General features: G+C 38.3%; 23 protein-coding genes. 7 read left to right on the plus strand and 16 right to left on the minus strand.

Going from position 1 to position 24,355, the window contains the following annotated elements; translation table 11 throughout:
- Positions 1–44 precede the first annotated feature (44 nt).
- The gene (locus H624_RS0104395; protein WP_026866530.1) at positions 45–347 is read right to left on the minus strand and encodes a hypothetical protein; all 303 of its coding nucleotides are present in this window, start codon (positions 345–347) and stop codon (positions 45–47) included.
- Between the two features lie 142 nt (positions 348–489).
- Between H624_RS0104395 and lexA the strand changes: the two genes are divergently transcribed.
- Complete coding sequence (gene lexA / locus H624_RS0104400; protein ID WP_026866531.1) at positions 490–1,107, plus strand: transcriptional repressor LexA; 618 nt, start codon at positions 490–492, stop codon at positions 1,105–1,107.
- A gap of 58 nt (positions 1,108–1,165) precedes the next feature.
- On the opposite strand, the gene H624_RS0104405 is transcribed toward lexA, so the two are convergent.
- From H624_RS0104405 to panB, 3 genes are read right to left on the minus strand one after another with little or no spacing between them, the layout of a single operon-like run.
- The gene (locus tag H624_RS0104405) at positions 1,166–2,158 is read right to left on the minus strand and encodes a CAP domain-containing protein (protein WP_026866532.1); all 993 of its coding nucleotides are present in this window, start codon (positions 2,156–2,158) and stop codon (positions 1,166–1,168) included.
- A 15-nt stretch (positions 2,159–2,173) separates the two neighbouring features.
- Complete coding sequence (gene panC / locus H624_RS0104410; protein WP_026866533.1) at positions 2,174–3,013, minus strand: pantoate--beta-alanine ligase; 840 nt, start codon at positions 3,011–3,013, stop codon at positions 2,174–2,176.
- Entirely contained in the window at positions 3,010–3,813 is an 804-nt protein-coding gene (gene panB, locus H624_RS0104415) for a 3-methyl-2-oxobutanoate hydroxymethyltransferase (RefSeq protein WP_026866534.1), read from the minus strand. Before panB ends, panC begins: the two co-directional genes overlap by 4 nt.
- A 76-nt stretch (positions 3,814–3,889) precedes the next feature.
- Between panB and H624_RS0104420 the strand changes: the two genes are divergently transcribed.
- The gene (locus tag H624_RS0104420) at positions 3,890–4,771 is read left to right on the plus strand and encodes a ketopantoate reductase C-terminal domain-containing protein (RefSeq protein WP_026866535.1); all 882 of its coding nucleotides are present in this window, start codon (positions 3,890–3,892) and stop codon (positions 4,769–4,771) included.
- Positions 4,772–4,809: 38 nt separating this feature from the next.
- Here the strand turns inward: H624_RS0104420 and H624_RS0104425 are convergent, their stop codons facing one another.
- On the minus strand, positions 4,810–5,430 hold the full coding sequence (locus H624_RS0104425; protein ID WP_026866536.1) for a DedA family protein: 621 nt from the start codon (positions 5,428–5,430) through the stop codon (positions 4,810–4,812).
- 28 nt (positions 5,431–5,458) lie between these two features.
- On the minus strand, positions 5,459–6,919 hold the full coding sequence (locus H624_RS0104430) for a protein adenylyltransferase SelO (protein WP_026866537.1): 1,461 nt from the start codon (positions 6,917–6,919) through the stop codon (positions 5,459–5,461).
- A gap of 145 nt (positions 6,920–7,064) precedes the next feature.
- Between H624_RS0104430 and H624_RS11590 the strand changes: the two genes are divergently transcribed.
- Positions 7,065–8,162, plus strand: a complete 1,098-nt coding sequence (locus tag H624_RS11590; RefSeq protein WP_035856056.1) for a YkvI family membrane protein — start codon at positions 7,065–7,067, stop codon at positions 8,160–8,162.
- Between the two features lie 141 nt (positions 8,163–8,303).
- Positions 8,304–9,380 (plus strand): YkvI family membrane protein, encoded by a 1,077-nt coding sequence (locus tag H624_RS0104440; RefSeq protein WP_026866538.1) that lies wholly within the window; start codon positions 8,304–8,306, stop codon positions 9,378–9,380.
- Positions 9,381–9,574: 194 nt separating this feature from the next.
- On the opposite strand, the gene arcC is transcribed toward H624_RS0104440, so the two are convergent.
- Genes arcC through allC form a run of 8 tightly spaced genes read right to left on the minus strand, consistent with a single transcriptional unit; the run spans position 9,575 to position 18,501 of the window.
- Positions 9,575–10,513 carry a carbamate kinase gene (gene arcC / locus H624_RS0104450; protein ID WP_026866539.1) on the minus strand — a complete coding sequence of 313 codons (939 nt, stop codon included), beginning with the start codon at positions 10,511–10,513 and terminating at the stop codon, positions 9,575–9,577.
- 4 nt (positions 10,514–10,517) lie between these two features.
- Positions 10,518–11,282: an oxamate carbamoyltransferase subunit AllH family protein gene (locus H624_RS0104455; RefSeq protein ID WP_026866540.1), complete on the minus strand. Its 765-nt coding sequence runs from the start codon at positions 11,280–11,282 to the stop codon at positions 10,518–10,520.
- The gene (locus tag H624_RS0104460; protein ID WP_026866541.1) at positions 11,282–12,547 is read right to left on the minus strand and encodes a YlbE family protein; all 1,266 of its coding nucleotides are present in this window, start codon (positions 12,545–12,547) and stop codon (positions 11,282–11,284) included. The genes H624_RS0104455 and H624_RS0104460 overlap by 1 nt, the downstream gene beginning before the upstream one ends.
- Positions 12,547–14,298: an acyl-CoA synthetase FdrA gene (fdrA, locus tag H624_RS0104465; RefSeq protein ID WP_026866542.1), complete on the minus strand. Its 1,752-nt coding sequence runs from the start codon at positions 14,296–14,298 to the stop codon at positions 12,547–12,549. Before fdrA ends, H624_RS0104460 begins: the two co-directional genes overlap by 1 nt.
- A gap of 19 nt (positions 14,299–14,317) precedes the next feature.
- Complete coding sequence (gene allD, locus H624_RS0104470; protein ID WP_026866543.1) at positions 14,318–15,367, minus strand: ureidoglycolate dehydrogenase; 1,050 nt, start codon at positions 15,365–15,367, stop codon at positions 14,318–14,320.
- A gap of 17 nt (positions 15,368–15,384) precedes the next feature.
- Positions 15,385–16,416 carry an ureidoglycolate dehydrogenase gene (allD, locus tag H624_RS0104475; RefSeq protein ID WP_026866544.1) on the minus strand — a complete coding sequence of 344 codons (1,032 nt, stop codon included), beginning with the start codon at positions 16,414–16,416 and terminating at the stop codon, positions 15,385–15,387.
- Positions 16,417–16,446: 30 nt separating this feature from the next.
- Positions 16,447–17,238, minus strand: a complete 792-nt coding sequence (gene allE / locus H624_RS0104480) for a (S)-ureidoglycine aminohydrolase (protein ID WP_026866545.1) — start codon at positions 17,236–17,238, stop codon at positions 16,447–16,449.
- A gap of 39 nt (positions 17,239–17,277) precedes the next feature.
- A complete protein-coding gene (allC, locus tag H624_RS0104485) occupies positions 17,278–18,501 on the minus strand; it encodes an allantoate deiminase (protein WP_026866546.1) in 1,224 nt (407 codons plus the stop codon).
- A gap of 164 nt (positions 18,502–18,665) precedes the next feature.
- Between allC and H624_RS0104490 the strand changes: the two genes are divergently transcribed.
- The gene (locus H624_RS0104490; RefSeq protein WP_026866547.1) at positions 18,666–19,487 is read left to right on the plus strand and encodes an alpha/beta hydrolase; all 822 of its coding nucleotides are present in this window, start codon (positions 18,666–18,668) and stop codon (positions 19,485–19,487) included.
- 34 nt (positions 19,488–19,521) lie between these two features.
- Here H624_RS0104490 and allB read toward each other — a convergent pair whose 3' ends face one another.
- Positions 19,522–20,889, minus strand: coding sequence for an allantoinase AllB (gene allB / locus H624_RS0104495; RefSeq protein WP_026866548.1), 1,368 nt, complete (start codon positions 20,887–20,889; stop codon positions 19,522–19,524).
- A 235-nt stretch (positions 20,890–21,124) separates the two neighbouring features.
- On the opposite strand from allB, the gene H624_RS0104500 reads away from it, so the two are divergent.
- Both H624_RS0104500 and H624_RS0104505 read left to right on the plus strand, forming a co-directional pair.
- On the plus strand, positions 21,125–22,735 hold the full coding sequence (locus tag H624_RS0104500) for a PucR family transcriptional regulator (RefSeq protein ID WP_026866549.1): 1,611 nt from the start codon (positions 21,125–21,127) through the stop codon (positions 22,733–22,735).
- Between the two features lie 3 nt (positions 22,736–22,738).
- A complete protein-coding gene (locus tag H624_RS0104505) occupies positions 22,739–23,980 on the plus strand; it encodes an MFS transporter (protein WP_026866550.1) in 1,242 nt (413 codons plus the stop codon).
- Positions 23,981–24,079: 99 nt separating this feature from the next.
- Here H624_RS0104505 and H624_RS0104510 read toward each other — a convergent pair.
- On the minus strand, positions 24,080–24,355 hold a 276-nt coding region (locus tag H624_RS0104510; protein WP_211220887.1), incomplete at its 5' end, for a transposase.

Raw genomic sequence — 24,355 nt, forward strand, 5'->3', positions numbered from 1 at the left:
CCAAACGGTCCTGCACTCTTTTTGAGAATAAACTCACAATATATCTATTTTACACTCGAAACCTCATAATTCATGAAGTGTTCTGTCATTCGATTTGCCAATAGACCTGTATGAACCACACCACTCACGAGTTCTTCCTCTAAGATATTTTCATTTGCTTCAGACACCAAAGTGTTCGCTTCTTGTTCGCTATCCATTTCATTTACAACTTCTGTACTCGCTGTAGTTTCAGAAGAATAAACGTTCTCTCCCTCTACTTGTTCCGTATTAGTAAAACTATATAAAAGCACTAGACTCAACGTCACGGTAAACAATCCCATCAATGATTTCAATTCTTTAATTGTCATTTACATTCTCTCCTTCGAACAAATGTTTGTATTAATAATATAACAGAACACTTGTTCTTAGTCAACAATTATACGAACAAATGTTTGTAAGCGTACTTACAATATGGTAAAATTTAATTAACATAAGGTTGGAGGTAAAATGATGAAAGATTTAACAGAGAGACAAAAAGATATATTTCAGTTTATAAAAAGAAACGTTAACGATAAGGGATATCCACCAAGCGTTAGAGAGATTGGTAATGCAGTAGGTCTACAATCCAGCTCAACCGTGCATGGCCATCTCGCTAAACTAGAAAGTAAGGGCTACATTAAACGTGATCCTACCAAACCACGTGCGATTGAAATCGTGCAAGAATCAGATGTAAATGAATCTCCGGTTATTCACGTGCCTGTCCTTGGTAAGGTCACAGCTGGTTTACCGATAACAGCCGTGGAAAATGTTGAAGAATACTTCCCCCTCCCAGAACATTTTACTGCCAACCATAATAGTGAAATCTTCTTATTAAATGTTGTTGGTGATAGTATGATTGAAGCTGGCATACATGATGGTGACAGAGTCATTGTTCGCAAGCAAAACATTGCACATAACGGTGAAATTATTGTTGCCATGACTGATGAAGATGAAGCAACAGTTAAACGTTTCTATAAGGAAAAAGGGTACTATCGTTTACAACCTGAAAATTCTACAATGGAACCAATATTCCTTGATAATGTGAGTGTCTTAGGCAAAGTGGTTGGTTTATTTAGAGAATTTATTTAACAAAAAACACTCAGAATCTTAAAGAAAAGATTCTGAGTGTTTCTCTATACATTATTTATTATTGTAAAAAGTTTTCAGTATAAAAAGGCACTTGTTCCTGATCATACTCAATCCCTATGCCCACTGATGTGAACTTATCATTTAAAATATTCACTCTGTGAGATGGTGAGTTTAAAAGACTGTGGTGAGCGAATATTGGAGAAGTATGTCCTGTTGCGATATTTTCACCAGCATAGGTATACCTCACATTTTCTCTTTCCAACCTTTCCTTTAGACCATTTCCATCAGGATTATCATGATCAAAGAACTTACGTTCCGCCATGTCTACACTGTGATAGTAAGCAACATTATCCACTTCGGCATTTCTATCTAACATGCCATAGCCGTATTCATAACGTGTAGCATTTAAGAGATAATAGTGCATGAGTTCATTATCTTCTATTGATGGATGGTTATACAGTTCACTGATATCAATAATCTCGTCCTTATGTAAGACAAGCATACCATTGGCTTGATAGCCTTCATGAATATCATAAAAGAAGTAGACATAGTAATTTCCGACATCAAAGACATCATATTCTTCATTTTCTACTTTCAGTCGTTTCCACTGCTTTCTAACATACTCCACCGGTTCACCGTAAGTTTCTCTGGCCTTTTCTCGAGTCATCTTGTCTATACTCATCTTGCCGAGTGATACGTTTGGTGAATTAGTATATCCACCAGTCAGTTCTCCGTCTCTTACGAGTAACATGTGAAAAGCACCAGGCTCATTTTTAATCACAAAAACACCTTCGTACTCGGAGTTTAAAACAGTTTCCCCTTCTGTCGTCACTGAAGAACCTAAGGAATAATCAATGTTGGTTTCTTGACTACCATAAACCTTTTCAATCTTCGTCGTATCATAACTGGGTATGAAGTGGCCTTCAAACCAATGACTGAAGTAATCTTCGTTCAACCCATTTCTAAAATCATAAGATTGAATGACTGGTACGATAAAAACCACTACCAAATATAAAATTACTAATCCAAGTGCGCGTCGTATCCAATTCATTCAAACTATTCCCCTCTAAATACTGACGTATAAATTATCGATGAGACGTGCTTTAGAAAATTGTACCGCTATGAATATGATAACATCACTGTCAATTTCATTAAGTTCACCAAGATTATCAGCCCTGTAGATTGCTAAATCATCAATTGACCCACTCGTATTTTGTTCGATATGGATCTTAATCAATGATTGGATTTTATCGACATTGGTTTCACCGTCTTTAATTTTCAGACTCGCCATCTTTAATGCTTGGTAAATGTTCGGTGCTTCTTGATATTCCGTTGCTGTTAAATTCACATTTCTTGAACTTCTTGCAAGTCCACTCTCTTCTCTTTTTGTTGGAACGTCTTGAATTTTAACTGGCACATTAAAATCTTGAACATAACGTTTGATAATCATAAGTTGCTGGCGGTCCTTCTCTCCAAAAAACGCCATAGCTGGTTGAATAATATTAAACAACTTACTCACTACAGTGACGACACCTTCAAAATGACCCGGACGTTTTACACCATCAAGTAGATTTGCCATTGATTTAATACCGATGTTAAATTCCATTTCACATGGGTACATCACCTTTTCACTAGGTGCAAAGACAAGATCCACGCCGTAGCTTTCACATAAAGCTAAGTCTCCTTTTAAATCTTTGGGATAGCTTTCAAAATCTTCATCTGGTCCAAACTGTAAAGGATTTAAAAAGATACTGACGACAACGATATCACAAGCTTCTTTGGCAGCTTGGATTAAGGCTCCGTGTCCTTCATGTAGTGCGCCCATTGTCGGAACAAGGCCAACAGTCTGACCCTTATATTCACTTAAAATTTCTCTAGTTTCGTCAATCATTACACTGTGTTTCACGCTTCGTACACCCGCTTCTTATAAGTGGTTTCTTCATCTGGGAAAGTGCCATTCTTTACTTCATCTCGGTAGGCTTTTAAGCCGGACACCGCTGGTTCTGTTAGATTACCAAATTTTTTAACAAACTTCGGTAATCTGTCTGACCCATACTGAAGTAAGTCATGGTAGACAAGTACTTGTCCATCTGTGTCAACACCTGCACCGATACCAATAGTCGGTATTCTGACTGCCTCTGTCACTCTTTTAGCAAGATCGCTCGGAATCGCTTCTAAAACCATCATTGATACACCAATTGACTCTAAAGTTTTCGCATCTTCTATTAATTGTTCAGCCTGATCTGTATCTCCAGCCTGCATTTTAAAGCCAGTAATACCGACATGTTGCGGCGTTAAACCTAGGTGTCCACATACCGGTATGCCTGCCTTAATTAGACCTTCAATAACATCAACACGCGCCGAACCTTCTAATTTAAGCATGTTCGCATTCGATTCCTGGTATAGCTGTATACCATTACTAATCGCTTGATTAACATCACCATGATAAGATCCAAAAGGCATGTCTGCAATAATATATGTGTCATTTGCACCACGGCGTGCTGCCTTAGTATGGTGAATCATGTCAGCTAAGGTCACCTTAACAGGAGAATCATAACCAAGCACTACCATGCCTAGTGAATCTCCAACAAGTATAATATCGACACCAGCCGCCTCACAAGACTTAGCTGAAGGATAGTCATAGGCAGTTACCATGACAATTTTGTCATCGTGCTTCATGTTGATTAAGTCCGCAGTCGATTTCATAGTTTCCCTACTTTCTGAAATTAGTTATACTTAATTTTACCACATAATCACCGGAAACAAAGAACGGAGTGACCGTATGAAAATAGGTATAATCGGTGCTGGCGCTGTCGGAGCTATCATCGCAACTGAGCTATCAAATCTAGATGTCGAATTAAAACTAATGGCAAGATCTAACCGTGATGGCTTAACTATAAAAACTGGTGAAACCGTGCAGTATCACAAGATACCAGTTTATGATATTGACACAGTCGACGACAAATTCGATTTAATATTTATTGCCTCAAAGACCCCCGCCTTAAAAGATTTACAAGATAAAATCCCGACGCTCATGCATGAGGATACTGAGATTGTGTTCGCCTTGAATGGTATGGGTTATGACAATATGTTTTCACATGGTGCTCCAGCTGTTGTGTATATTAGCGGCCAACAAAAAGAAGATTACATCGAACACTTCTTAAATAAAAAGTTGCTTATTGAAAATAAACAATATAAAGCGCTTGATACACTCATTGAACAGATGCAGGAGAATCCTTCAGTCGAACTTCAAATAGTAAAGACTGAAGACTTTAAGCGAATAAGATATGAAAAACTCATTGTCAATACAGGCGTTAACACTGTCACTGCACTCAGTCAAAACACTGCTCGTATATTTAAAGACCAGTCTGTCGTTATGTTTACAAGACAACTCTTAAATGAAGCAATCGATATTGTTAACAATTGTAATCCGGATGGTGTCACCATTGATGAGAATTTTATCGACACGGCAATGAATATGTATTTAGGCTATCCAGCTCATATGGGCACGAGTATGTATTACGATGTCATCCAAGACAAGCCAACTGAATTTCAATATATTCAAGGATTTTTAATGACACTAAAGGGAAATTGTCCAATCCATACACCTATTTTAGATACTGTAACATTGTTACTAAAAGCTTATGAAATTAGGGACAATTAAAAAGTACACTTGGCTATGTCAAACCAAGTGTACTCTATTTAACTTCTCGCTTTTTTCTTCGGTCTATAATAAAAGAACCAGATTAAGAAGGAGATACCTGCTACAGCTATAATGACATATGCGATATTTGAATACACATCCATTACGCTAACGATGTCCTCCCAGTTTTCACCCACTGAAGCACCGAGATATACAAGAACGGTATTCCAAATCAGCGTCCCAACTGTTGTCAAAATTAGAAAAAGTGGCATAGACATTTTACTCATCCCTGCAGGAATGGAAATGAGGCTTCTTATCAGTGGAACGAAGCGACAGAAAAATACAGTCCAACCACCATACTTACCGAACCAATTATAAGATTTTTCAATGTCATTTTCTGTCACACGTAGCCACTTACCATATCTTAGGACAATACGCTTCATTCGGTCTTTGCCGAGGATACTCCCTAGATAGTAAAGGACAATAGCCCCACCAACTGAACCCACAGTCGAGGCGATGATGACGCCAAAAATCGACATTTCGGTATGCGCTGTCATAAAGCCACCAAAAGTCAGGATGACTTCTGATGGGATTGGTGGAAAAATATTCTCTAGAGCAATCAAAAAGACAATCGCAAAATAGCCAAACTGATTAATTAAATCTTCTAAAATACTCTGCATTTATTTAATGTCCTCATTCTTTATTTAATCATGTCCCGCAATATGTTTTAAAGTTCGGATCGATATCATCATCACCAGGTGCATCTGTATATTTGCCCCCGATTTTATCATTATAAGGTTTAGACACTGCCTTAAGCAATTGCTTAACCTCACCGTAATGTCCTTCTATTGCTTGATCTAATGCTTCTTGAACGATGTGATTTCTAGGTACCATACTCGGGTTTCTTTTATTCATTACTAGCTCGATCTCATCTTGCTTAGCAGTTTGACTTTTCTTTCTAGCCTGATATTTTTCAAACCATAAAATAAAGTCACTATCATCAAACATAGGTAAAAGATGATAATTTGTAAGATAAAAATCACGAAACGTTCGAGTATAATCTGCCTTATGTTTAAACATAAGCTCTAGAAAATCATTGATTAGACTCTGATCATAAACATCCTCATGGTTCATATCCAAAATCCCTAACTTCTCACCCATTAAAGAAATATACTTTCTATTGTAGTACTGTGGGAAATGATTTAAGGCATTTTGTGCAAGCTTAACCGCTTCTTCTTGTTCATCTGCTAATACCGGAATTAAAGATTCCCCGAGCTTACTTAAATTCCACTGAGCAATTGAAGGTTGGTTTTTATAACGATAGCGACCGTTTGTATCAATAGATGAGAAATAGGTATCTGGATCATAAGTGTCTAAAAAGGCACAGGGACCGTAATCTAAAGTCTCACCTGCTATCGACATATTGTCAGTGTTCATCACACCATGAATAAAGCCGAGCGCTTGCCATTCTGCTACGAGTTCCGCTTGTTTTCTTATGACATGATCATAGAACAACACGTAGCGTTTAGGTGCTTCAATATCTTTTAAATATGGGTAATGACGATCAATGGCAAAATCAATTAAAGTCGTCAACTTATCTCTAGACTGATGGTATGCAAACTCAAAAGTTCCGACCCTTAAATGAGATTCTGCGACCCGAGTCAAAATTCCGCTTTTAACGATGGACTGACGTTGTAAATATTCTCCTGTTTCAACGACGGCAAGTGCACGCGTTGTTGAAACACCAACATTCGCCATGTATTCACTGATGATATATTCTCTTAGCATTGAATCGACGGGTGCACGTCCGTCCCCATTCCTAGAGAACTTGGTCGCCCCAGATCCCTTTAGAACAATATCCATTTTTTCATCTTCAGGTGTATTATGCTCACCTAAGAGGACGTTTCTGCCGTCACCCAACATATTCAGTACACCAAATTGGTGGCCCATGTAACTTTGAGCAATCGGTGTTGTTTCATCAGGTAGATGGTTGCCAGAGAAAAATTCTGCATCATCACTTAAAGCCTCATCCTCAAGCTTTAATAGCTTGGCAAGGTGTTTATTAAATAAGATCATTTTAGGCGCTTCACATTCTTCAGGTTCATAAGGTGCCCAAAAGGTACGTGGTAATGTTTTGTAGTCATTGCTAAAGTTCAAGCCTTTATACATAGGAAACCTCCTAATATTTCTATAGTAGACAAGTATACTATAAAATGATTTTATTTTTGTAAAATTCAGCTACGGATAATTGAATTTTGTTATAATATATGTGTAATAATATAGTAACATTTTAAATTATATTGGAGTTGGAATCATGTCAAACGGATTAAGAAGAGCGTCTTGGAAGTATGCTTTTGCCTATACTGGTATCGTTGTTGGTGCTGGTTTTGCAACTGGCCAAGAAGTACTTCAGTTTTTTTCAAGCTATGGCTTAATTAGTATTATCGGCGTCATACTAACAGGACTCATTGTAATGTTTATTGGACGCCAAGCAGCAAAACTTGGTTATTCTACAAATGCTGAATCACACGTCCTACCGCTTAACACCTTATTTGGTGTCAAACTTGGTAAGGTCGTAGACATCATCCTTGCATTCTTTCTCTATGGTTTAGCCGTTGTAATGATTGCAGGTAGTGGTGCAACTTTCAATGAAGGTTTTGGCCTCAACCCGCAAGTGGGTGCGATTTTCTTAATTATTGTTGCCTTCGTCACCTTACTAATGGATTTCGATAAGATTATCTCAATTATCGGTTCTATTACTCCTGTATTAGTCATCGCTTTATTTATTATTGCAATCTACAATATATTTAACCCTATGGTGCCTTTTTCTGAAGTGAATCAATATAATGATACTAGCCACACACCAACACGTAGCTGGTGGTTTGATGCAATAACTTATTCAGGCTTTACACTAGCGACAGCCTTCAGTTTTTTATCCATAATGGGTTCAGAAAGTGCACGTCAATCCATCGTAAGACGCGGCGCAATATACGGTGGACTCTTAATCACTTTCATTATGCTCTTGATTAATTTTGGTATATTATCTATTATGCCAGCAGCATATGATGTTTCCTTACCGACAATGCAGATGGCGAATAATCTATCACCGTGGATCGGTACAGCATATTCTATTATTATTATCTTACTAATCTTTAACTCAGTAGTCGGTTTCTTATATCCATTCTTAAGTCGATTTACTAAACCACAATCTGGGAAATATAAGATACTCTTGATATCATCGTTAGTAATTGGTTATCTAGCGACATATGTGGGATTCGTAGAACTTGTTAATATCATCTATCCATTGTTTGGTTACGTTGGATTGACCATTGGAATTATGTTAACTGTAAGATGGATCTTCTTAAAACGTAAAGCTTATCATTTAGCTGAAAAAATCTCAGATGAAGACTAAAATAAATCACTCTATAGTTTGTATATTCGTAAACTATAGAGTGATATTTATATATATATGTATTTTTACAACTATACTATGTTTATTAGTCGCTTAGTTGTTTATATAAGTTATGTAAACAAGATAATAGGAGTTGTGAGAATGTCAAACGGAAAGAACAGAGCGTCATGGCGAATTGGATTCGCCTATGCCGGTATCGTTGTCGGTGCCGGATTTTCAACAGGACAAGAAGTCCTGCAATTCTTCGCCAGCCATGGATTGATCAGTATTGTCAGTATCATCATGGCTGCATTTATATTAATGTTTGTCAGCCGTCAGGCTGCAAAACTTGGCTATAGACTCGATGCAGAGTCACATGAAGGGCCAGTTAAAGCTTTATTCGGTAGGCGATTCGGATTAATTATCGACTACACTTTAGTCTTCTTTTTATATGGAATTGCAGTCGTAATGATTGCCGGTAGTGGTGCTACCTTTAATCAAGCATTTGGTATCTCACCTGATATCGGAGTCTTAATATTGATCGTCATAACTGCAGGAACCTTACTTCTTAATTTCGACAAGATCGTCAATATAATCGGAGGTATTACGCCCCTATTGATCATCGCTGTCGTTATTATTACAACCTATAATATTTTAAATCCAACAGTACCTTATTCTGAAGTTAATAATTATGTTGATCCAACACGTGCACCGTCAAAATTTTGGTGGTTCGATTCAATCACATACGCTGGATTAGCTTTCGCAGTCGCGTTTAGCTTTTTATCGATTATGGGCGCTGGTGCTGCCAAACACGCTATCGCAAGACGTGGGGCAATCTATGGCGGTCTGATCACCCTCTTATTAATGGTACTCGTTAATGTTGGTGTACTCTCCATTATGCCAGATGCCAATGAAGTCCCATTACCAGCAATGTTAATGGCAGAAAATATGGCACCCTGGTTAGGAACAGTATACTCCATCATAATCATACTGTTGATATTTAATTCAGTCGTAGGTTTAATGTACCCGTTCCTTTCAAGATTCACCGAGCCCTACTCAGGCAAGTACAAAATGCTCCTAGTTGTGTCACTCATTGGAGCCTTCTTAATTTCTAAAGTCGGTTTCGTCGAGCTCGTCAACATCGTTTACCCAATACTCGGCTACATCGGGCTCGCCATTTCGCTTGCCCTGTTGATTCGCTGGCTTATCAACAAGAACACTAAGAAAAAACTACTCTAATGATTTTCTGGCTTGGTGCCGACCCGAGGAGGGTCGGTTTTTTGTTGTGTTTTTTGGGGGGTGAACGATGCTCCGCTTCGTTTTTATTTCGAAGCGGAGCTACAGCCATACATTAAGCCACCACCTCAACACCAGCCATATACCTACACAAAAAAGCCAACGACCAAGCGGTCGTTGGCAATCAACTAATAATATTATAGTTTAATTCTTGTACCTGCTTTACCTTCTAGGGCAAGGACAGCTTCATCTAGTGAGCAGATGATACCTTCTTTACCTTCGTGTTTAGCGAAGGCAATAGCTGCTTCAATTTTAGGAAGCATTGAACCGGCAGGGAATTGTCCTTCTGCAACGTATTGTTCTGCTTCTGCAACTGTGATTTCTACTAGTTTTTGTTCGTTTTCTTTGCCGAAGTTGATGTAGACGTTTGGTACGTCTGTAAGCATCATGAATACGTCAGCATCAGTTTGTTCTGAAAGTTTTAAACCAGAACGGTCTTTATCGATTACGGCTTCAACACCGTTGATTTGACCTTTTTCGTCACGGTAGATTGGAATACCGCCACCGCCTGATGATACGACGATTGATGTTTCAATAAGAGATTTAATTTCGTCCACACCATGGATGACTTTAGGTTCTGGTGAAGGTACAACACGACGGAATCCGCGTCCAGCATCTTCTGCCATTTGGTAACCTTTTTCTTCTGTTAAGCGTTTAGCTTCTTCTTCGTCGAAGAATACACCTACTGGTTTTGTTGGGTTTTCAAATGCTGGATCATCTTTGTCTACTTCTACCATAGTCAGTAGAGTCACAACGTTTGTATTGTCTCCACCTTGGATTAAACGGTTTTTCAATGCTGATTCCATCATATAACCGATCATACCTTGAGATTCAGCGTTGTTAACGAAGATTGGCATTGCAGGAATTTCTTCTTTTGCCGCTTCGTTTTGAGCGATGATGTTTCCGACTTGTGGTCCGTTACCGTGAGTGACTACGATTTTGTGACCTGCTTCTGAAATTTCAACCATACGGTTTGCCGCATTAATTACGTTTTGGTATTGGTTTTCAAATGTTGCTTCTTGTTTTGGTTGTAAGATGGCGTTACCACCTAAAGCTAAAACTACTTTTTTACCCATTATTTCATCTCCTATTTAATGTCATATAGATTCCGTAGAGTGTGTCATGGCCAGAAGAAGATCCTAAAGCCACTAACGCCTCAACGGCTTCCTTACTTGGGTTCTCACCAAGTGCGGTAATCTTCGAAGAAAATATACCTTTTAGAGCGAGCTTAATAAAATTTTCACTGACTATAGTCGTCACCGTCTCCGATAGATATGAAGCTAAGGAATTTTTATGCACTTCACTGATAAAGGGATCAAGTGCATCCACGTATAAAATACCTGTAATCATATCATCACCAGATGGTGTTAATCCAGATCCTCTTCCCACTAAGTATTTAAGGGGGAAGCTTGAGTTTTCATCAGCCAATGCGTCTAATATCTCACTCATTTTTTCAGGATAAAAATCACTATCATTAAATTTTTCAAAATCAAAGTCGATCACTACTTTTTTTATAGCAGTAGTGTCTCCGGCTTCAACCTTGTCATATTTAACTAAGTCAGTCTGATTCAACATAATCATAAAATCTTTATGGTCAATACCACGTTGGCTCACCTTGACTATATGACCAACAGACAAAAATTCCTTAGCATAATGCATGGTGTTTTTATCGATTGTGACACCGAATGGAAAATATCCATTTTTAGTCGTTCCAACGAAGATTAAGTCGTTAGATTCATTAACAATATTAAAACCATTGTTGAAAATACTATGCACACGCATGTGATTGTTCTGATTTAATAAGTCAAGTGCGATCGATCCGACCGCACTTGCTTGGTATATCATTAAGCTTCAAAACCTAATTTCTTGGCATAAGCTGTGATTGCTTTTTCGAAACATTCGATTGGAGGGTTTACTGTACCCGCACCAATTTGTCCAAAACCAGCAACTTTGTGTGCAATACCTGTGTTGATTACAGGAAGGATTCCACTTTCAACAACTTTACGTGCATCGATTCCGGTTGGTGCACCTTTGAAGTCCCAAGTAGGAATGATGAAGTTAGGGTTTTCTTGTTGAGTGATCTCAGCCATGTTGTTTGAAGTTTCAAGTGCGTCATTGAAACCACCTGAACCGACGAAACGTGTAACTGCTGGAGCAGCGATCATTGACATACCACCAACACCGATTGTTTCAGTAATTGCTGAGTCACCGATATCTGTGTTTGCATCTTCAGCTGAGTAACCAGTGAAGTATAGACCTTGTGGTGTGTTTACTGGCGCAGTGAACCACTCGTCACCCATACCAGCGATACGGATACCGAAGTTTTCACCGTTACGGCACATTGCTGTAACGATTGTTCCGTGTTCGATTGTACGTGCAGCATCTGTCATTGCTTTACCCGTAGCCATCGCAATGTTTAAGAAGAATTGATCAGTATCAGCTAAGAACTGCATAACTGCTTCTCTGTCTTCTAGAGATACATCTTCTAATGATGTGATTGCTGGTGCAACTTCTTTTAAGAATGCTAATGAAGCTGCAATGTTTCTTTGGTGGAATTCGTCACCCATTGCAATTGCTTTAGAAACTAGAACGTTAACGTTAAGTCCTTCGTCCATAGTTTTAAGTGCTTTAGATAAAACTGGAGCTAGGACATCTTTCATCCAGTGTAAACGGCTGATAACTTGGTCGTTGAACGCACCGAAGCGTAGTACCGCACCGATACCTTCGTTCATTGTGCAGTATGCTTCGTTACCGTGTTCTTTGTTTACAACGACTACAAGTGGCATGTTCATTGAAGTGATACCACCCATTGGACCAACAGCGTTTACATGGTGACACGGAATGAAAGTGATTTTGTCATTTTCTAATAATTCACGTGCACCTGCTTCGTCTTTTGCCCATCCTTCAAAAAGGATTGCACCGACACAAGAACCTTGCATAGGATCAGTCATGTTTTCATACTTGATTGGTGGTCCAGCGTGTAAAAGAACGTGTTCTTTTAATTCTGGGATTACCGTGTGTGCAGGCACAACATCAGTTAAGAAAGGTGCTGCACCAATCATTTTTTGAACGACTGCTTTATTTGCTTCTTCGATACTTTGGTAAGCCATTATACATTCTCTCCTTCATAATTGTTTAAGAATTGAAGTACTTTCATAAGCTTCTCATCTCCACCAGCAACTGGGCGCCAGTTGAATTGAACAACTTCTGCTCCACTGTTTTCAACAGCTTCTGTAAAGCTTTTCAGACCGATGTTGATTACGCTTGGGTTGTTTGAAATTAGGCTCATCATTTTTTCATCTACTGATAAGTCTTCTGAACCTTTGTCAAAGTTCTTAGTTTCAAGTATTGGCTGTTCAACTTTACCACCAACAAGTTCAATAGCAGTACGAACCATTTGGTCGTTAGTATCACAAAGAACTGCACCAGCTTCTTCTAAGATTTGACGTTGTTTATCGTAACCTTGAGCATCTTTGTCAGTACCTACAACAGTTGCAAGTACTACAAGTGAACGCTCTTCTGATTTAGCTTTGTCAGTGATACGTTTAATAGTCGGAGCAAGTTCAGAAGCCATGTCAGCATGAGAACCATAACCAATAACGTTGTCTAACATAATAACAGCTGTATCTTCACTGTCAGCAGATGTTTCTAATTTTTCAATACGTTTTTCAGGGTCGATCATTGGGTGAGGTTTACCTTGAGTGTACATATCATCACCTAGGTCAATCACCTCGTGTGAAGTAGATTTATAAGTGAATCCTTCATCTTTAACTTCTTCTTCACCAAGTGAATGTCTAATCATCATTGCCGCTTCACTTGCTAGCGTACCACCTGAGTAGTATGCTTTGATTCCTTTTTGGTTCGCATCAAAGTCTACAGATAAGCCTTCAATTATAGATGGTTTGAAGTCAACTGTTTCACCATTTGAAAGTTGTACAGACGCAACTGCCGCTTCTTCAAGTGTATAAGCATGATAAATTGCATCCTCTTGATATTCTGGTTTCGCACCTAAGAATAGAGCAACAACTGGTTTGTCGATTGAACGTAATACGCTCTCAACTTTTTCTTGTACTTCTTTAGCTGGTGGCTTAGAAATTACAGTAATGACCTTAACTTTAGGGTCTTGGTTAAGTGCTTTAATGCTATCTAGCATAGTAATCGCACCAACTTCTGTTGAAAGGTCACGTCCACCAGTACCGATCGCATTTGTAACACCTTTGCCCATACGGTCAACGATTGTTGTTACTTCTTGGATACCTGTACCAGATGCACCAACAACACCAATGTCACCTTGTGCAACAGTGTTTGTAAATGCTAATGGCACGCTATGGATAATACCAGTACCACAGTCAGGACCCATTACAAAAAGACCTTTTTCATGAGCGAGTTCTTTAAGACGAACTTCGTCTTCTTTAGGTACGTTATCTGAGAACATGAATACGTGAAGACCGTTACGTAAAGCATTTTCTGCTTCCATCGCAGCGTATGTACCAGGGATGGAAATTAATGCAAGGTTAGGATTGTTTGCAAGTTCTAAAGCACGTTTCCAGTTATGAGCTTCTGAAGATTTTTGACTGTCGTCAGAACCGCTACCACCAGCAAGTTCAGTTTCAACTTCTTGGTCAACTTCATCAACTTTAGACTCATCGTCAGTATCGATAACAATAACAATGTCATTTGCACTTGCATCTTCTAATTCAGGTGTACCTAAACCAGATCCTTTGAAAATGTCTTTGTTAGCAGGTGTCCCCATCATTACTGATGCTTTGTTGACACCTTCCATAGCACTAAGTTTTTGACTTAAAAGCATAAGCACGATGGAATCTTGATAAGTGTTTCCCTTAATAATTGTATATAACATCATAAACCTCCATTAATATTTATTCTGCAAATCTATTTTTACCGTGATAACGATCAAAGTGAATGTTGTCACTCACGAGATAATCATATATATCATCAACAATTTCAATGCCATCTTCATCATATTTTTCGGCACGTTGTTTTCCGCGTTCTCCTGGGAAGTTAACTTCAGAGAATCCTGGTGCAGGTGACTGCTCTTTTAGTTCATCTAGCATTGTAGATAATTGTTTTTTGAAAGCTGTCACATCTGTGAAGTACGCCGGATTAATGACAACATGTAGCTGCCCTAATTGACGACCAGCAGTCAAGTCCTTGTACATACTTGAGACATGCACACCGTGCGGTAAACCAAGTAAGGAACCAGAAAGAATATCGACCATCATCATCAGCCCATAACCTTTAGGTCCAGCAACTGGAACTAATGCATGAACATCACGAGAGTTTGTTGTTGGTTCACCTTTAGCATTTACTGCCCAAGTATCTGGAATATCCTGCCCTTTAGAACGGGCATCTAAAACTTTACCCCATGCCTGTACAGTAGTCGCCATATCAAAAGTGATGATTCGTTCATCATTTGTCGGTGCTGCAAAAGCGATTGGATTTGTACCAAAGTAAGGTTCAGTACCGCCAAATGGTACAACCATAGGATCCGACTGACACATTGATAAAGCAACCATATCTTGTTCTGCTGCTTTTTCAACGAAATAGCCGAGTGCACCTGAGTGTGAAATGTTAGTCACTCCAACGACAGCTACACCATTCTCTTTAGCCATTTCAATGGCTTTGTCCATGCCAAGTTTAGCAACTTGGTGACCGACACCATTATCTCCGTCAAGTAATGCAGTTGATGGTCCTGTTTTTTCAAATTTAAATTCTGGGTTATTAGTTATGCCGCCCTTAGCGATACGTTCAGCGTAGTATTCTACACGTACCGCACCGTGAGAGTGGATACCGCGGTGGTCAGCGAAAGTAAGTACATCGCTGACAGCATCCGCAGCCTCTTCTGTAAGACCAGCTTTAGCTAATTTAGTTTTCATGAGTTGAAATAGTTCATCTTTTGAAACACGCATTTCTTACATCCCACCTTTTAGTATGGTGTATTTGATTTTAAGAATTCCATGATGTCTTTAGGAATTGGAATACCTGATTTTTCGTACTCAGCCTTTGTAACTTCCATTAACTCACCTGGGTAGTACACTTGATCGAAACCTGTTGCAGGTTTGTTAGCATGTAACTCTTCAATCATCGTTTCCATCTTCTCTTCCATTGCTTCTCTAGTTGAGAAGAAATCAGGGTTGATGACTAAATGGAACTGTCCTAGACGACGATATTCACTTAAGTCTTTGTACATACTTGTTACATGTTTACCGTGATTTAATCCCATCAGACTACCTGATAAGATATCAACCATCATCATCAAGCCGTAACCTTTAGGTCCAGCAACTGGTAAGAGTGCGTTTACTGCGTAAGGGTCCGTCGTTGGGTTACCGTCTTTATCGACTGCCCAAGTATCTGGAATATCCTTATTCTTACTTCTTGCATCGAGGATTTTACCCCAAGCTTGAACGGTTGTCGCCATGTCGAAAACGATTGGAGACTGTCCATCTTTTCTTGGTGCAGCGAAAGCAATTGGGTTTGTACCAAAGTAAGGATCCGAGCCACCAAATGGTACAACCATTGGATCTGATTGACACATTGATAGAGCAACCATGCCTTGTTCTGCAGCATGTTGTACGAAGTAACCAATCGCACCAGAGTGACTCATTTCACTTACACCAACTGCACCAATACCAGATTCCTTAGCAAGTTTGATTGCTTCTTCCATCGCTTCAAAAGCGACGTAATGACCGACAGAGTTATCACCGTGGTAAACACCAGTTGACGTACCAGTTTTTTCAAATTTAAGCTCTGGCTCTAGGTTAAAACCACCTTTTGCACAGCGCTCTGAGTAGTACTGCATACGAACTGAGCCGTGTGAATGAATACCGCGTGCATCTGCCCAAACCAGAACATCTGCAGCACGATCTGCAAATGTTTCAGGCATACCATTAAGGACAAATTTGGCTTTAAATAGTTCACGCAGTTCTTCTGAATTAGAAATGACTAATTCTTCTGACATGCCATAACCTCCTATCTCTTTATGAATGTTTTATAGTTCAACGTCTCTGTTTGCATCTTTAGAATAGATGTAAGCAAATGGCTCATCTAGGCCGACTGCATAAGTTGCTTGTAATGCATAAGCACCCATGAAGATATAATCACCTTTATCAACTGGCATCCAGTTGTTATCAAGGTTGTACATGCCGCGACCACTTAAGATATAAGCACCGTGTTCTTGTACGTGTGTTTCAACATAACCATGTGACGCACCTGGTTTGAATGATAAGATGTGGAAGTTCATGTCATAAGCAATATCTGCTGGTAAAAGGTCTTGTACAAGTACTTCATCCATACCTTCGTAAGCTTTTTGTTCGATATCGTTAACATTACCTGTCACAACTTCAGGTTTACCTACACCTTTAGCTTCTTGATAGCGTTTCTTGTAAAGGAAGAGGCGGCTATCTTCACCGTTGTTGTTGTTTTCAAATGTAAGTTCTAAGTGTGGTGGCACATAGATGTATCCACCCTGTGAAAGATTATAAGATTGTCCATCTGCAGTTGCAGTCACATTTCCGTAAACAACATATAAGAAAGTTTGAATACCTTCTCCGCCGAATCCTTGTTTGTTACCACCATTGTTTTTAACTGTAACTAGGTAGTCAACAAAACGTGCACCCATTCTTGGTGAACCTAAGATTGACATATCGCAATCTTCAAACCCAGGAACAACGTTATTAACGAGTCCGTCTGGAGTTAATACTGCAAAATCATCCTTCTTAACGATTGAACGTGTTTCTAATAAGCCTTCTCTATATCCTTGTTGATGGTTTAAGTAACCCATTTATATATCTCCCTTTCTCTTAAATTAAGTCTATTTATATTAATAAGCTAATTTATAAAGTGTCTCAGCAAGTACTTCAATACCGTTAACTAAATCTTCGATTTTTGTTTCTTCTTCAACGTTGTGTGAAATCCCACCGATTGATGGTACGAACACCATACCTGTTGGCATGTAATTAGAGAATATTTGAGCATCATGTCCTGCACCAGATGGCATTACTTTATATGAATCTCCGACAACTTTGTCTGCAGATTCTTGAATCATGTTGACAATACTTTCATCCATCAAGGCTGGAGATTGTTCCATCCATAAGTTGATGTCCGCAGTCATACCGTACTTGTCAGCAACTTCGTTGATTGTGCCTTCAACAGTTTTCGCAAAATCGTTTAATTCCGCTTCATCGATGTGACGTGTATCAACTGAGAATTCAACCTCACCAGGTACAACGTTAACAACACCAGGAACTGGTTTAACACTTCCGAATGTTACAACAAGTGGATCACCAATCTCTTGTGCTTTTTGTACAAGTGTTTGTGCGATTTCAGTAAAGGCTACAACCGTATCTTTACGGTAACCCATAGGTGTTGTTCCCGCATGGTTTGCTTCACCTTTTAGGTTGATAGTGTAACGTTTTTGACCAACGATACCTGTAACAACACCGATTTTCTTCTCTTCTTTTTCAAGGATTTGACCTTGTTCAATGTGCACTTCGATAAAGGCCTTGATGTCATCACGAACCTTATCATCTGTTCTAAAGTCAAAACCAGATTCTCTCATTGCATCAACGAATTTAACACCTTCACCATCAGTGATGTCTTTTACGTCATCATTGTTTTGAAGGTTGAAGAAGTTTTTAACACCCCAGAATGTGTATGGGAAGCGAGAACCTTCTTCTTCTGCAATAGATAGTACTTCTAATGTACGTTTTGGTTGACCATATTTTTCTTTCAAGTAAAGTGTTGCAATTAATGCACTTAAAATACCGAACTGTCCATCAAGGTGTCCACCTTCTACAACAGTATCGATGTGTGATCCTGACATAATTGTTTCTTCAGGCTTTTCTGAACCAATTAGTCGCCCTGAAACGTTACCTACAGCATCACTTGATACTTCTAGTCCGTTTTCTTCAAAGATTTCTTTCAAAGCGTCAACTGCTTTGCGCCATTCTTCTGAATAAAGTAGGCGTGTAATTCCACGAGGGTCTAAACCGCCATAACTTGTAAACTGTTTGTCCAGTTTTTCAAAAGTTTCAAGAATATCCATTATAAATCCACTCCACTCATTATTTTTCAATTACAATTATAAAATTAGTACCATCAACTAGCATTGACAGTTTCAACAATCATGTCTATTCAAATTATTCACTTTAGACAAATACACTAAAATTGCTTAGTCTGTATAATGATTAATGTAAAGGAGACATGCTTATGGAAACTGTAACAATTAAGATTGCTGACTCATATACGCTTTTAGGCGATTATTACAAAAGTACTGCTGTGAATAGCCGAGATGTTTTAGGTACTTTAATCTACTTACATGGTGGTGGTTTAGTTTTTGGTGAACGCACAGACCTCCCTAATGAGTATATTGAAATACTACGTAAACGCTTCGAAGTCCTTTGTGCCGACTATCGTCTCGCACCTGAATCTACTATCGATGATATTTTCATCGATTTACAAGACATATATCACTTCGCTACAACTTTGAAACACGAAAAAATATATATTATGGGACGCTCTGCCGGTGGTTACTTAAGCTTAATGATGGCACGCGATTTTAATATTGAAGGCATCATCAATTTTTACGGTTACTTTAATTTCAGTCATAGTGACTTCAATTACCTACCACACGATCAAAAGCACCTAGCTTCAATGCTGACTGAAGATATTGTCACACCAAACATACGTGACTATGTGACCGTCAAAGAAAATCCAGATCCAAGATATCTTTTATATCTTTACTATAGGCATATTGATGAATGGGCAAAAACCCTTGGCATCGATTTAGAGAACGATAAATACCGATTAACCAATGAGGATATAAAAGCATTGCCACCTATCTTTGTCGCCCATGGGAAGGGAGATCCTGATGTACCTGTTTTCTTCAGTCGAAAGTTAAATAAAAATGCACCAGTTGTAAAATTTGTTGAGGTCGATACAAATACTCACAATTTTGATCAAACAGTCAATGAAAACAATATCAAACTCTATGAAACAGCAGTTACTTTTATGAATGACCAGCATACATAAGAAAAGTCAGGGAGGCACCTCCCTGACTTTTTATTTATTTATAGAATTGTCCAATTTTAAGATTACTTACACCTTGATCTAGTGAATAAATTTCTTCACCACGTAAAATAGTACCGGCAACTTGCGCACCAATTTCACGTCCAATATAAGGACTGATCTTATTGCGATATTCTAATGCTTCTTTTTCTACAGTATAAGGTGAATCACCTTTAATTAATACGAAATCTGCGTCGTAACCGACTTCAATACGTCCTTTTCCTTTGAGCTCAAAACGGTCTGCGACATTTGATGCAATGATATCTGCAAACTGCGTCAATGACATACCACGTTTTTGTACAGCTTCATCAAATAAAAGATCGACATTATTTTGGATACCGGAAATTCCACCCCAAGCTTTAAAGGCATCATCTGTATCTTTAAGATCTGGTGTACATGGAGAGTGGTCACTCGTAACGAACATCACTTTACCGTCAAAGACGCGTTCCCACATACCTTCTAAACGTGATTTTTCACGGATTGGTGGTGAACATTTAACCACTGGTCCGATGTCATCAAGTTCTTCTTTATAGAAGTATAGGTAATGCGTACATGTTTCACATGTAATATCTACACCTTCATTTGCAGCTTCATTGATTAAATCAATTGCTTCAGCATTGGCAACATGTACGATATGCACACGACAACCTGTTTCTTTAGCAAATAAAATAATCTTTTGAATCGGTTCAACTTCAGTAAATACAGGTCTTGTATCCACATAAGCTGCTAGTGATTTTTCACCACGTTCTTGTGCTAATTGACCAAGTTTATCTGTTATTGGACCATTTTCAGCATGGATTGATAAAATTTTACCTGTCTTAGCAATCTGACGCATACCTTCATATAAAGAGTAGTCATCAACATTCATAAAGTCTCCTTCGATTGAACGGTCACCAGCTGTTGCAACAAATGCCTTATAAGCAACTACACCGTCTTCATCCAATTCTTGAATGCCGCCGTCTAAATTAAAAGGTACTAGACCGCCATAACTATATACATCAACTGATAACTTATCGTCACCGGCTTTGAATTTTTCTTGAATTGAATCGTGATCGACTGTAGCTGGAATCTGGTTTAAAGGCATTTCGATAAATGATGTTACCCCACCTTTTGCTGCTGCACGCGTACCTGTATCATAGCCTTCCCAGTGGTCACGAATGCCTCCACCTGGTTCACTAATGTGAACATGTGCATCAATCATACCTGGGGAAACAACTAAACCTTTAGCATCAACAACGCGAGCGTCACCTATTTCAATATCAGTACCAATTTGAGCGATTTTTCCATCAGTAACAGCGATATCAACTTCTTGTTCACCGCCAGGAAGTATAACCAAACCATTCTTAATTACTAAATCATAAGCCATTTTTAAGTCCTCCTACACTAGGTGTATAATAACGCAAAACAAGATAATAGCATACTTTAGGCAATACCCATGTTGCACGCTCTAAAACATACTATTAGTCAAATATATTTACGTTTATTTTGTTATTAGTGTACTATTAAGTGGAGAAATATAAATTGTCTAAATTATAATGTTAATAATTTATTTTTGTGCATTTTGTACAAAAACCTATTTTTAAAATACAGGTGATTAATAGATGGTAACAATTAAGGAAATTTTATCTTTGGAGCGCTTTAGTAATTTTAAAGTAATTAATCATAAAGCGGATCTCGAGAGAACCGTCACCAATGTCGATATAACAGAGACTCCAGATGTCAAAGATTACACTACGGAGCACACAATCCTCTTAACGACAGCAATGACTTTTAAGAATGACCCAGATGGACTGATTAAATTCATTAGAGATTTAAACGATGTACCTGTTGCTGCACTGGGAATTAAATTATCACGCTTCATTCATGAGATTGATAAGAGCGTAATCGACTACGCAAATAATCTCGGTTTCCCATTAATTGAAATTCCAAACAACTGGAAACTCGGTCAAGCTACTCATAGTATCGCGACATATATTTCACAAGATGAAACTGAAAAATTGTATTATGCCTTAGAAGTACAACAACGCATGAACTCAATGTTAATCAAGGAGTTTAGTGTTGAGCGTATGGTCAACCAACTCAGTCAGTTTTTAAGATTGCCGATTATATTAATTAACCCTTTTTACAAGGTAGATGTAATGAGTAATAATTTTAAAAACGACCAGAAATTATATAAAGAAAGCATACGATATTTTAATGATGTCTATTTGAATAACCAAGAAGACTTCACCAATGACTTCAATACGAAAACTGCAGTATTTAAAGTGCCTGCCTTCACGTATTTCCCTTACTATTTAATCGTTTCTAATTTGGATAAGATATCTTATCCGTTTAGCCATTTGGCAATTGAACAAGCGATCAATACCTTGTCGTTTGCAATTTATAAGGATTCTAAAATTAGAGCGACAGAACAAGAGGATGTGAACTTACTGTTTAGCTCTATTATCAATTCAACAGATGGTACGCCTATTAATTTAAATTCTCATCCAGAATTTTTTGAACGTTATCATTTAATCGATTCGTCATACTACCAAGTCATGATTTGCGGAATCGATAAAACCGATGAAATAGAAAACTCAGAATATGTAAATGAACGTTATCAACTCACTTTTGAATGGCTACAAAACGCGCTCGTCTCACTCGACCCAAATATCAGTATATTCGGTTTTGGTGACTCCAATCGCTTTGCGATCTTGTTACAAGAACGTCATGAATATTACCAGGCATACTGTCGCCATCTTCAAAAAGAATATAAGAAGTTCTTTAGGGAATCCTTATCGTTTGGTATAGGAAATGAAGTGTCTGACTTCACCCAAATCCATTCATCATTCATCGAGGCAGAAGAGACCTATGATATTAGTCATAATCGAGGTGACAAAGAGTTCTTGGAAGTTTATCGTCCGAGAAATTTTGAGGAACTGTTACAACTGATCAGCCCAGATAAGGTCAGGCCATTTGTAGTGAATACTTTAGGGGACCTCGCTTTTCCAACAAACACCAAGGATAAGGAACTTAAGAAGACCCTGCAAATATACATGGATAATCAGTGTGATATTACGAAGACTTCAAATGAAATTTTCGTACACCGAAATACTGTTAAATATCGTATAAATAAATGTGAAGAAATGTTAAGAGTGAATGTCATGGATCCTGTTCATTCATTAAATATTAGGTTGGCATTGTTCATTTCCCAACATATCCAAGATGCTTAAAACTTGTTCACATCCAATAATTATAAGAAAATTATAGTTGCCTTAGTCTTTGGTTGGGTAGCAATTTGGATATATAGAACAATCTTGACTCCAATTTACCCACAAATCCAAGATGCACTAGGTAATGCATCGAATGCAGAAATCGGTTTAATTGCTTCTGTTTACTTCTTTGCGTATACAGGTATGCAGATTCCTGCAGGTGCCTTGGTCGACAAGTTCGGTCAAAAAACAGTCTTAATTCCAGCATTTATTGGTTTCGCGGTTGGTGCAGTTGTACTTGGTACTTCAACAACTTTACCGCAAGTATATATCGGTTCATTGATTGCAGGTCTAGCAACAGGTTCTTACTACGGTTCGGCTTATAGCTTGTCTGCTAAGCACGTACCTAAAGAAAAGAAAACTTTTGCTAATGCGGTAATCAACTCTGGTTCTGCTGTCGGTATGGTGATCGGTCTAATCGGTTCATCGGTGCTTGTTGGTGGCTTGAACGTTGAGTGGAACTGGATGCTTTACGGTACTGCACTTATCATCTTAGGTGTAACATTTGTATTTTACATCAACATCAAGAGTGATAAGCAACTTGCAGCTATGGAAGATCAAACTGCAAAAACAACAACAGATACAAAAAATGTTGTTAAAGAAGATGATGGTGTGTCATTATTCTCAAGTAAACACCTAACAATTTACTTCGTATACTTCGCTGTTTGTTACGGTTACTACATGATTGTAACTTGGTTACCTTCATTCCTAGTAGCAGAAAAAGGATTCGCACAATCAGACGTTGGTTATGTTTCAGCACTTGTTGCTATCGCAGGTATTCCGGGCGCTTTAATTTTCGCTCGTATTCTAGACAGAAGACAGCAAGATTGTTTGAAATATATCTTAACCCTATTAATCATTGCTGCAGTCATGATTGGATTGACAGTGTACTCTCCATCACCATGGATTCTGTACATCGCATTAATCCTTTACGGACTATTTGGTAAACTAGCAATCGACCCTGTATTAATTACTTATGTTTCAGATTCTGTACCAGAACACAAAACAGCTAAAGCACTTGGCTTGTTTAACTTCTTCGGTATGGCATCATCAGTTGTCGCACCATGGTTAACTGGTTTCATTGGTGATACTACAGGTTCACAAATTATTGGTTTCTATATTGGAAATGTTTTACTATTAGTTGCAGCACTGCTTTTCTTCTTAGTAATCTACCTAAGAGATGGCAAAAATTCACAACACGCATAAGACAATATAAAAATAAGCACTCAAGAATTAAATTTCGGCTCTACGTCAAATAAGGTTGATGAAACAATTTATCTGACTGTCTAACTTGCTTTATGCAAGTTAGACAGTCTTTTTTTGTTCAGGTTGATATAAACGCGTCATCAATAATATTCGATCTCTGAAATGCGCAAAGTTCCGATAACCAAAAGCCATCCGTTTTAATACTTTGATACTGTTATTGATACCTTCTAATGGGCCGTTTGTTAGTGTTGGATAATGTAATGTGTTTTCAATATAGGATTCATACTTCTTAAATGTTCGTAATACTCGACGCATGCCAGGAGATAATGGAACCTGATTAGAAGTTTGAATCAATGTTTTAAACTGGCTCATATG

Origin of the sequence: Jeotgalicoccus marinus DSM 19772, assembly GCF_000425825.1 — a bacterium.
In the GTDB taxonomy this organism is placed as follows: Bacteria; Bacillota; Bacilli; order Staphylococcales; family Salinicoccaceae; genus Jeotgalicoccus; species Jeotgalicoccus marinus.

What these genes read in the sequence shown, in the direction of transcription:
- lexA (WP_026866531.1), top strand. Translation starts at nt 490, where the DNA reads ATGAAAGATTTAACAGAGAGACAAAAAGATATATTTCAGTTTATAAAA.
- allD (WP_026866543.1), bottom strand. Translation starts at nt 15,367, where the DNA reads ATGCGTGTTTCAAAAGATGAACTATTTCAACTCATGAAAACTAAATTA.
- H624_RS0104440 (WP_026866538.1), top strand. Translation starts at nt 8,304, where the DNA reads ATGTCAAACGGAAAGAACAGAGCGTCATGGCGAATTGGATTCGCCTAT.
- allB (WP_026866548.1), bottom strand. Translation starts at nt 20,889, where the DNA reads ATGGCTTATGATTTAGTAATTAAGAATGGTTTGGTTATACTTCCTGGC.
- H624_RS0104460 (WP_026866541.1), bottom strand. Translation starts at nt 12,547, where the DNA reads ATGGCTTACCAAAGTATCGAAGAAGCAAATAAAGCAGTCGTTCAAAAA.
- H624_RS11590 (WP_035856056.1), top strand. Translation starts at nt 7,065, where the DNA reads ATGTCAAACGGATTAAGAAGAGCGTCTTGGAAGTATGCTTTTGCCTAT.
- H624_RS0104405 (WP_026866532.1), bottom strand. Translation starts at nt 2,158, where the DNA reads ATGAATTGGATACGACGCGCACTTGGATTAGTAATTTTATATTTGGTA.
- fdrA (WP_026866542.1), bottom strand. Translation starts at nt 14,298, where the DNA reads ATGTTATATACAATTATTAAGGGAAACACTTATCAAGATTCCATCGTG.
- H624_RS0104425 (WP_026866536.1), bottom strand. Translation starts at nt 5,430, where the DNA reads ATGCAGAGTATTTTAGAAGATTTAATTAATCAGTTTGGCTATTTTGCG.
- H624_RS0104420 (WP_026866535.1), top strand. Translation starts at nt 3,890, where the DNA reads ATGAAAATAGGTATAATCGGTGCTGGCGCTGTCGGAGCTATCATCGCA.
- allD (WP_026866544.1), bottom strand. Translation starts at nt 16,416, where the DNA reads ATGTCAGAAGAATTAGTCATTTCTAATTCAGAAGAACTGCGTGAACTA.
- H624_RS0104455 (WP_026866540.1), bottom strand. Translation starts at nt 11,282, where the DNA reads ATGATATACCAAGCAAGTGCGGTCGGATCGATCGCACTTGACTTATTA.
- H624_RS0104395 (WP_026866530.1), bottom strand. Translation starts at nt 347, where the DNA reads ATGACAATTAAAGAATTGAAATCATTGATGGGATTGTTTACCGTGACG.
- allE (WP_026866545.1), bottom strand. Translation starts at nt 17,238, where the DNA reads ATGGGTTACTTAAACCATCAACAAGGATATAGAGAAGGCTTATTAGAA.
- arcC (WP_026866539.1), bottom strand. Translation starts at nt 10,513, where the DNA reads ATGGGTAAAAAAGTAGTTTTAGCTTTAGGTGGTAACGCCATCTTACAA.
- H624_RS0104490 (WP_026866547.1), top strand. Translation starts at nt 18,666, where the DNA reads ATGGAAACTGTAACAATTAAGATTGCTGACTCATATACGCTTTTAGGC.
- H624_RS0104430 (WP_026866537.1), bottom strand. Translation starts at nt 6,919, where the DNA reads ATGTATAAAGGCTTGAACTTTAGCAATGACTACAAAACATTACCACGT.
- H624_RS0104500 (WP_026866549.1), top strand. Translation starts at nt 21,125, where the DNA reads ATGGTAACAATTAAGGAAATTTTATCTTTGGAGCGCTTTAGTAATTTT.
- allC (WP_026866546.1), bottom strand. Translation starts at nt 18,501, where the DNA reads ATGGATATTCTTGAAACTTTTGAAAAACTGGACAAACAGTTTACAAGT.
- panB (WP_026866534.1), bottom strand. Translation starts at nt 3,813, where the DNA reads ATGAAATCGACTGCGGACTTAATCAACATGAAGCACGATGACAAAATT.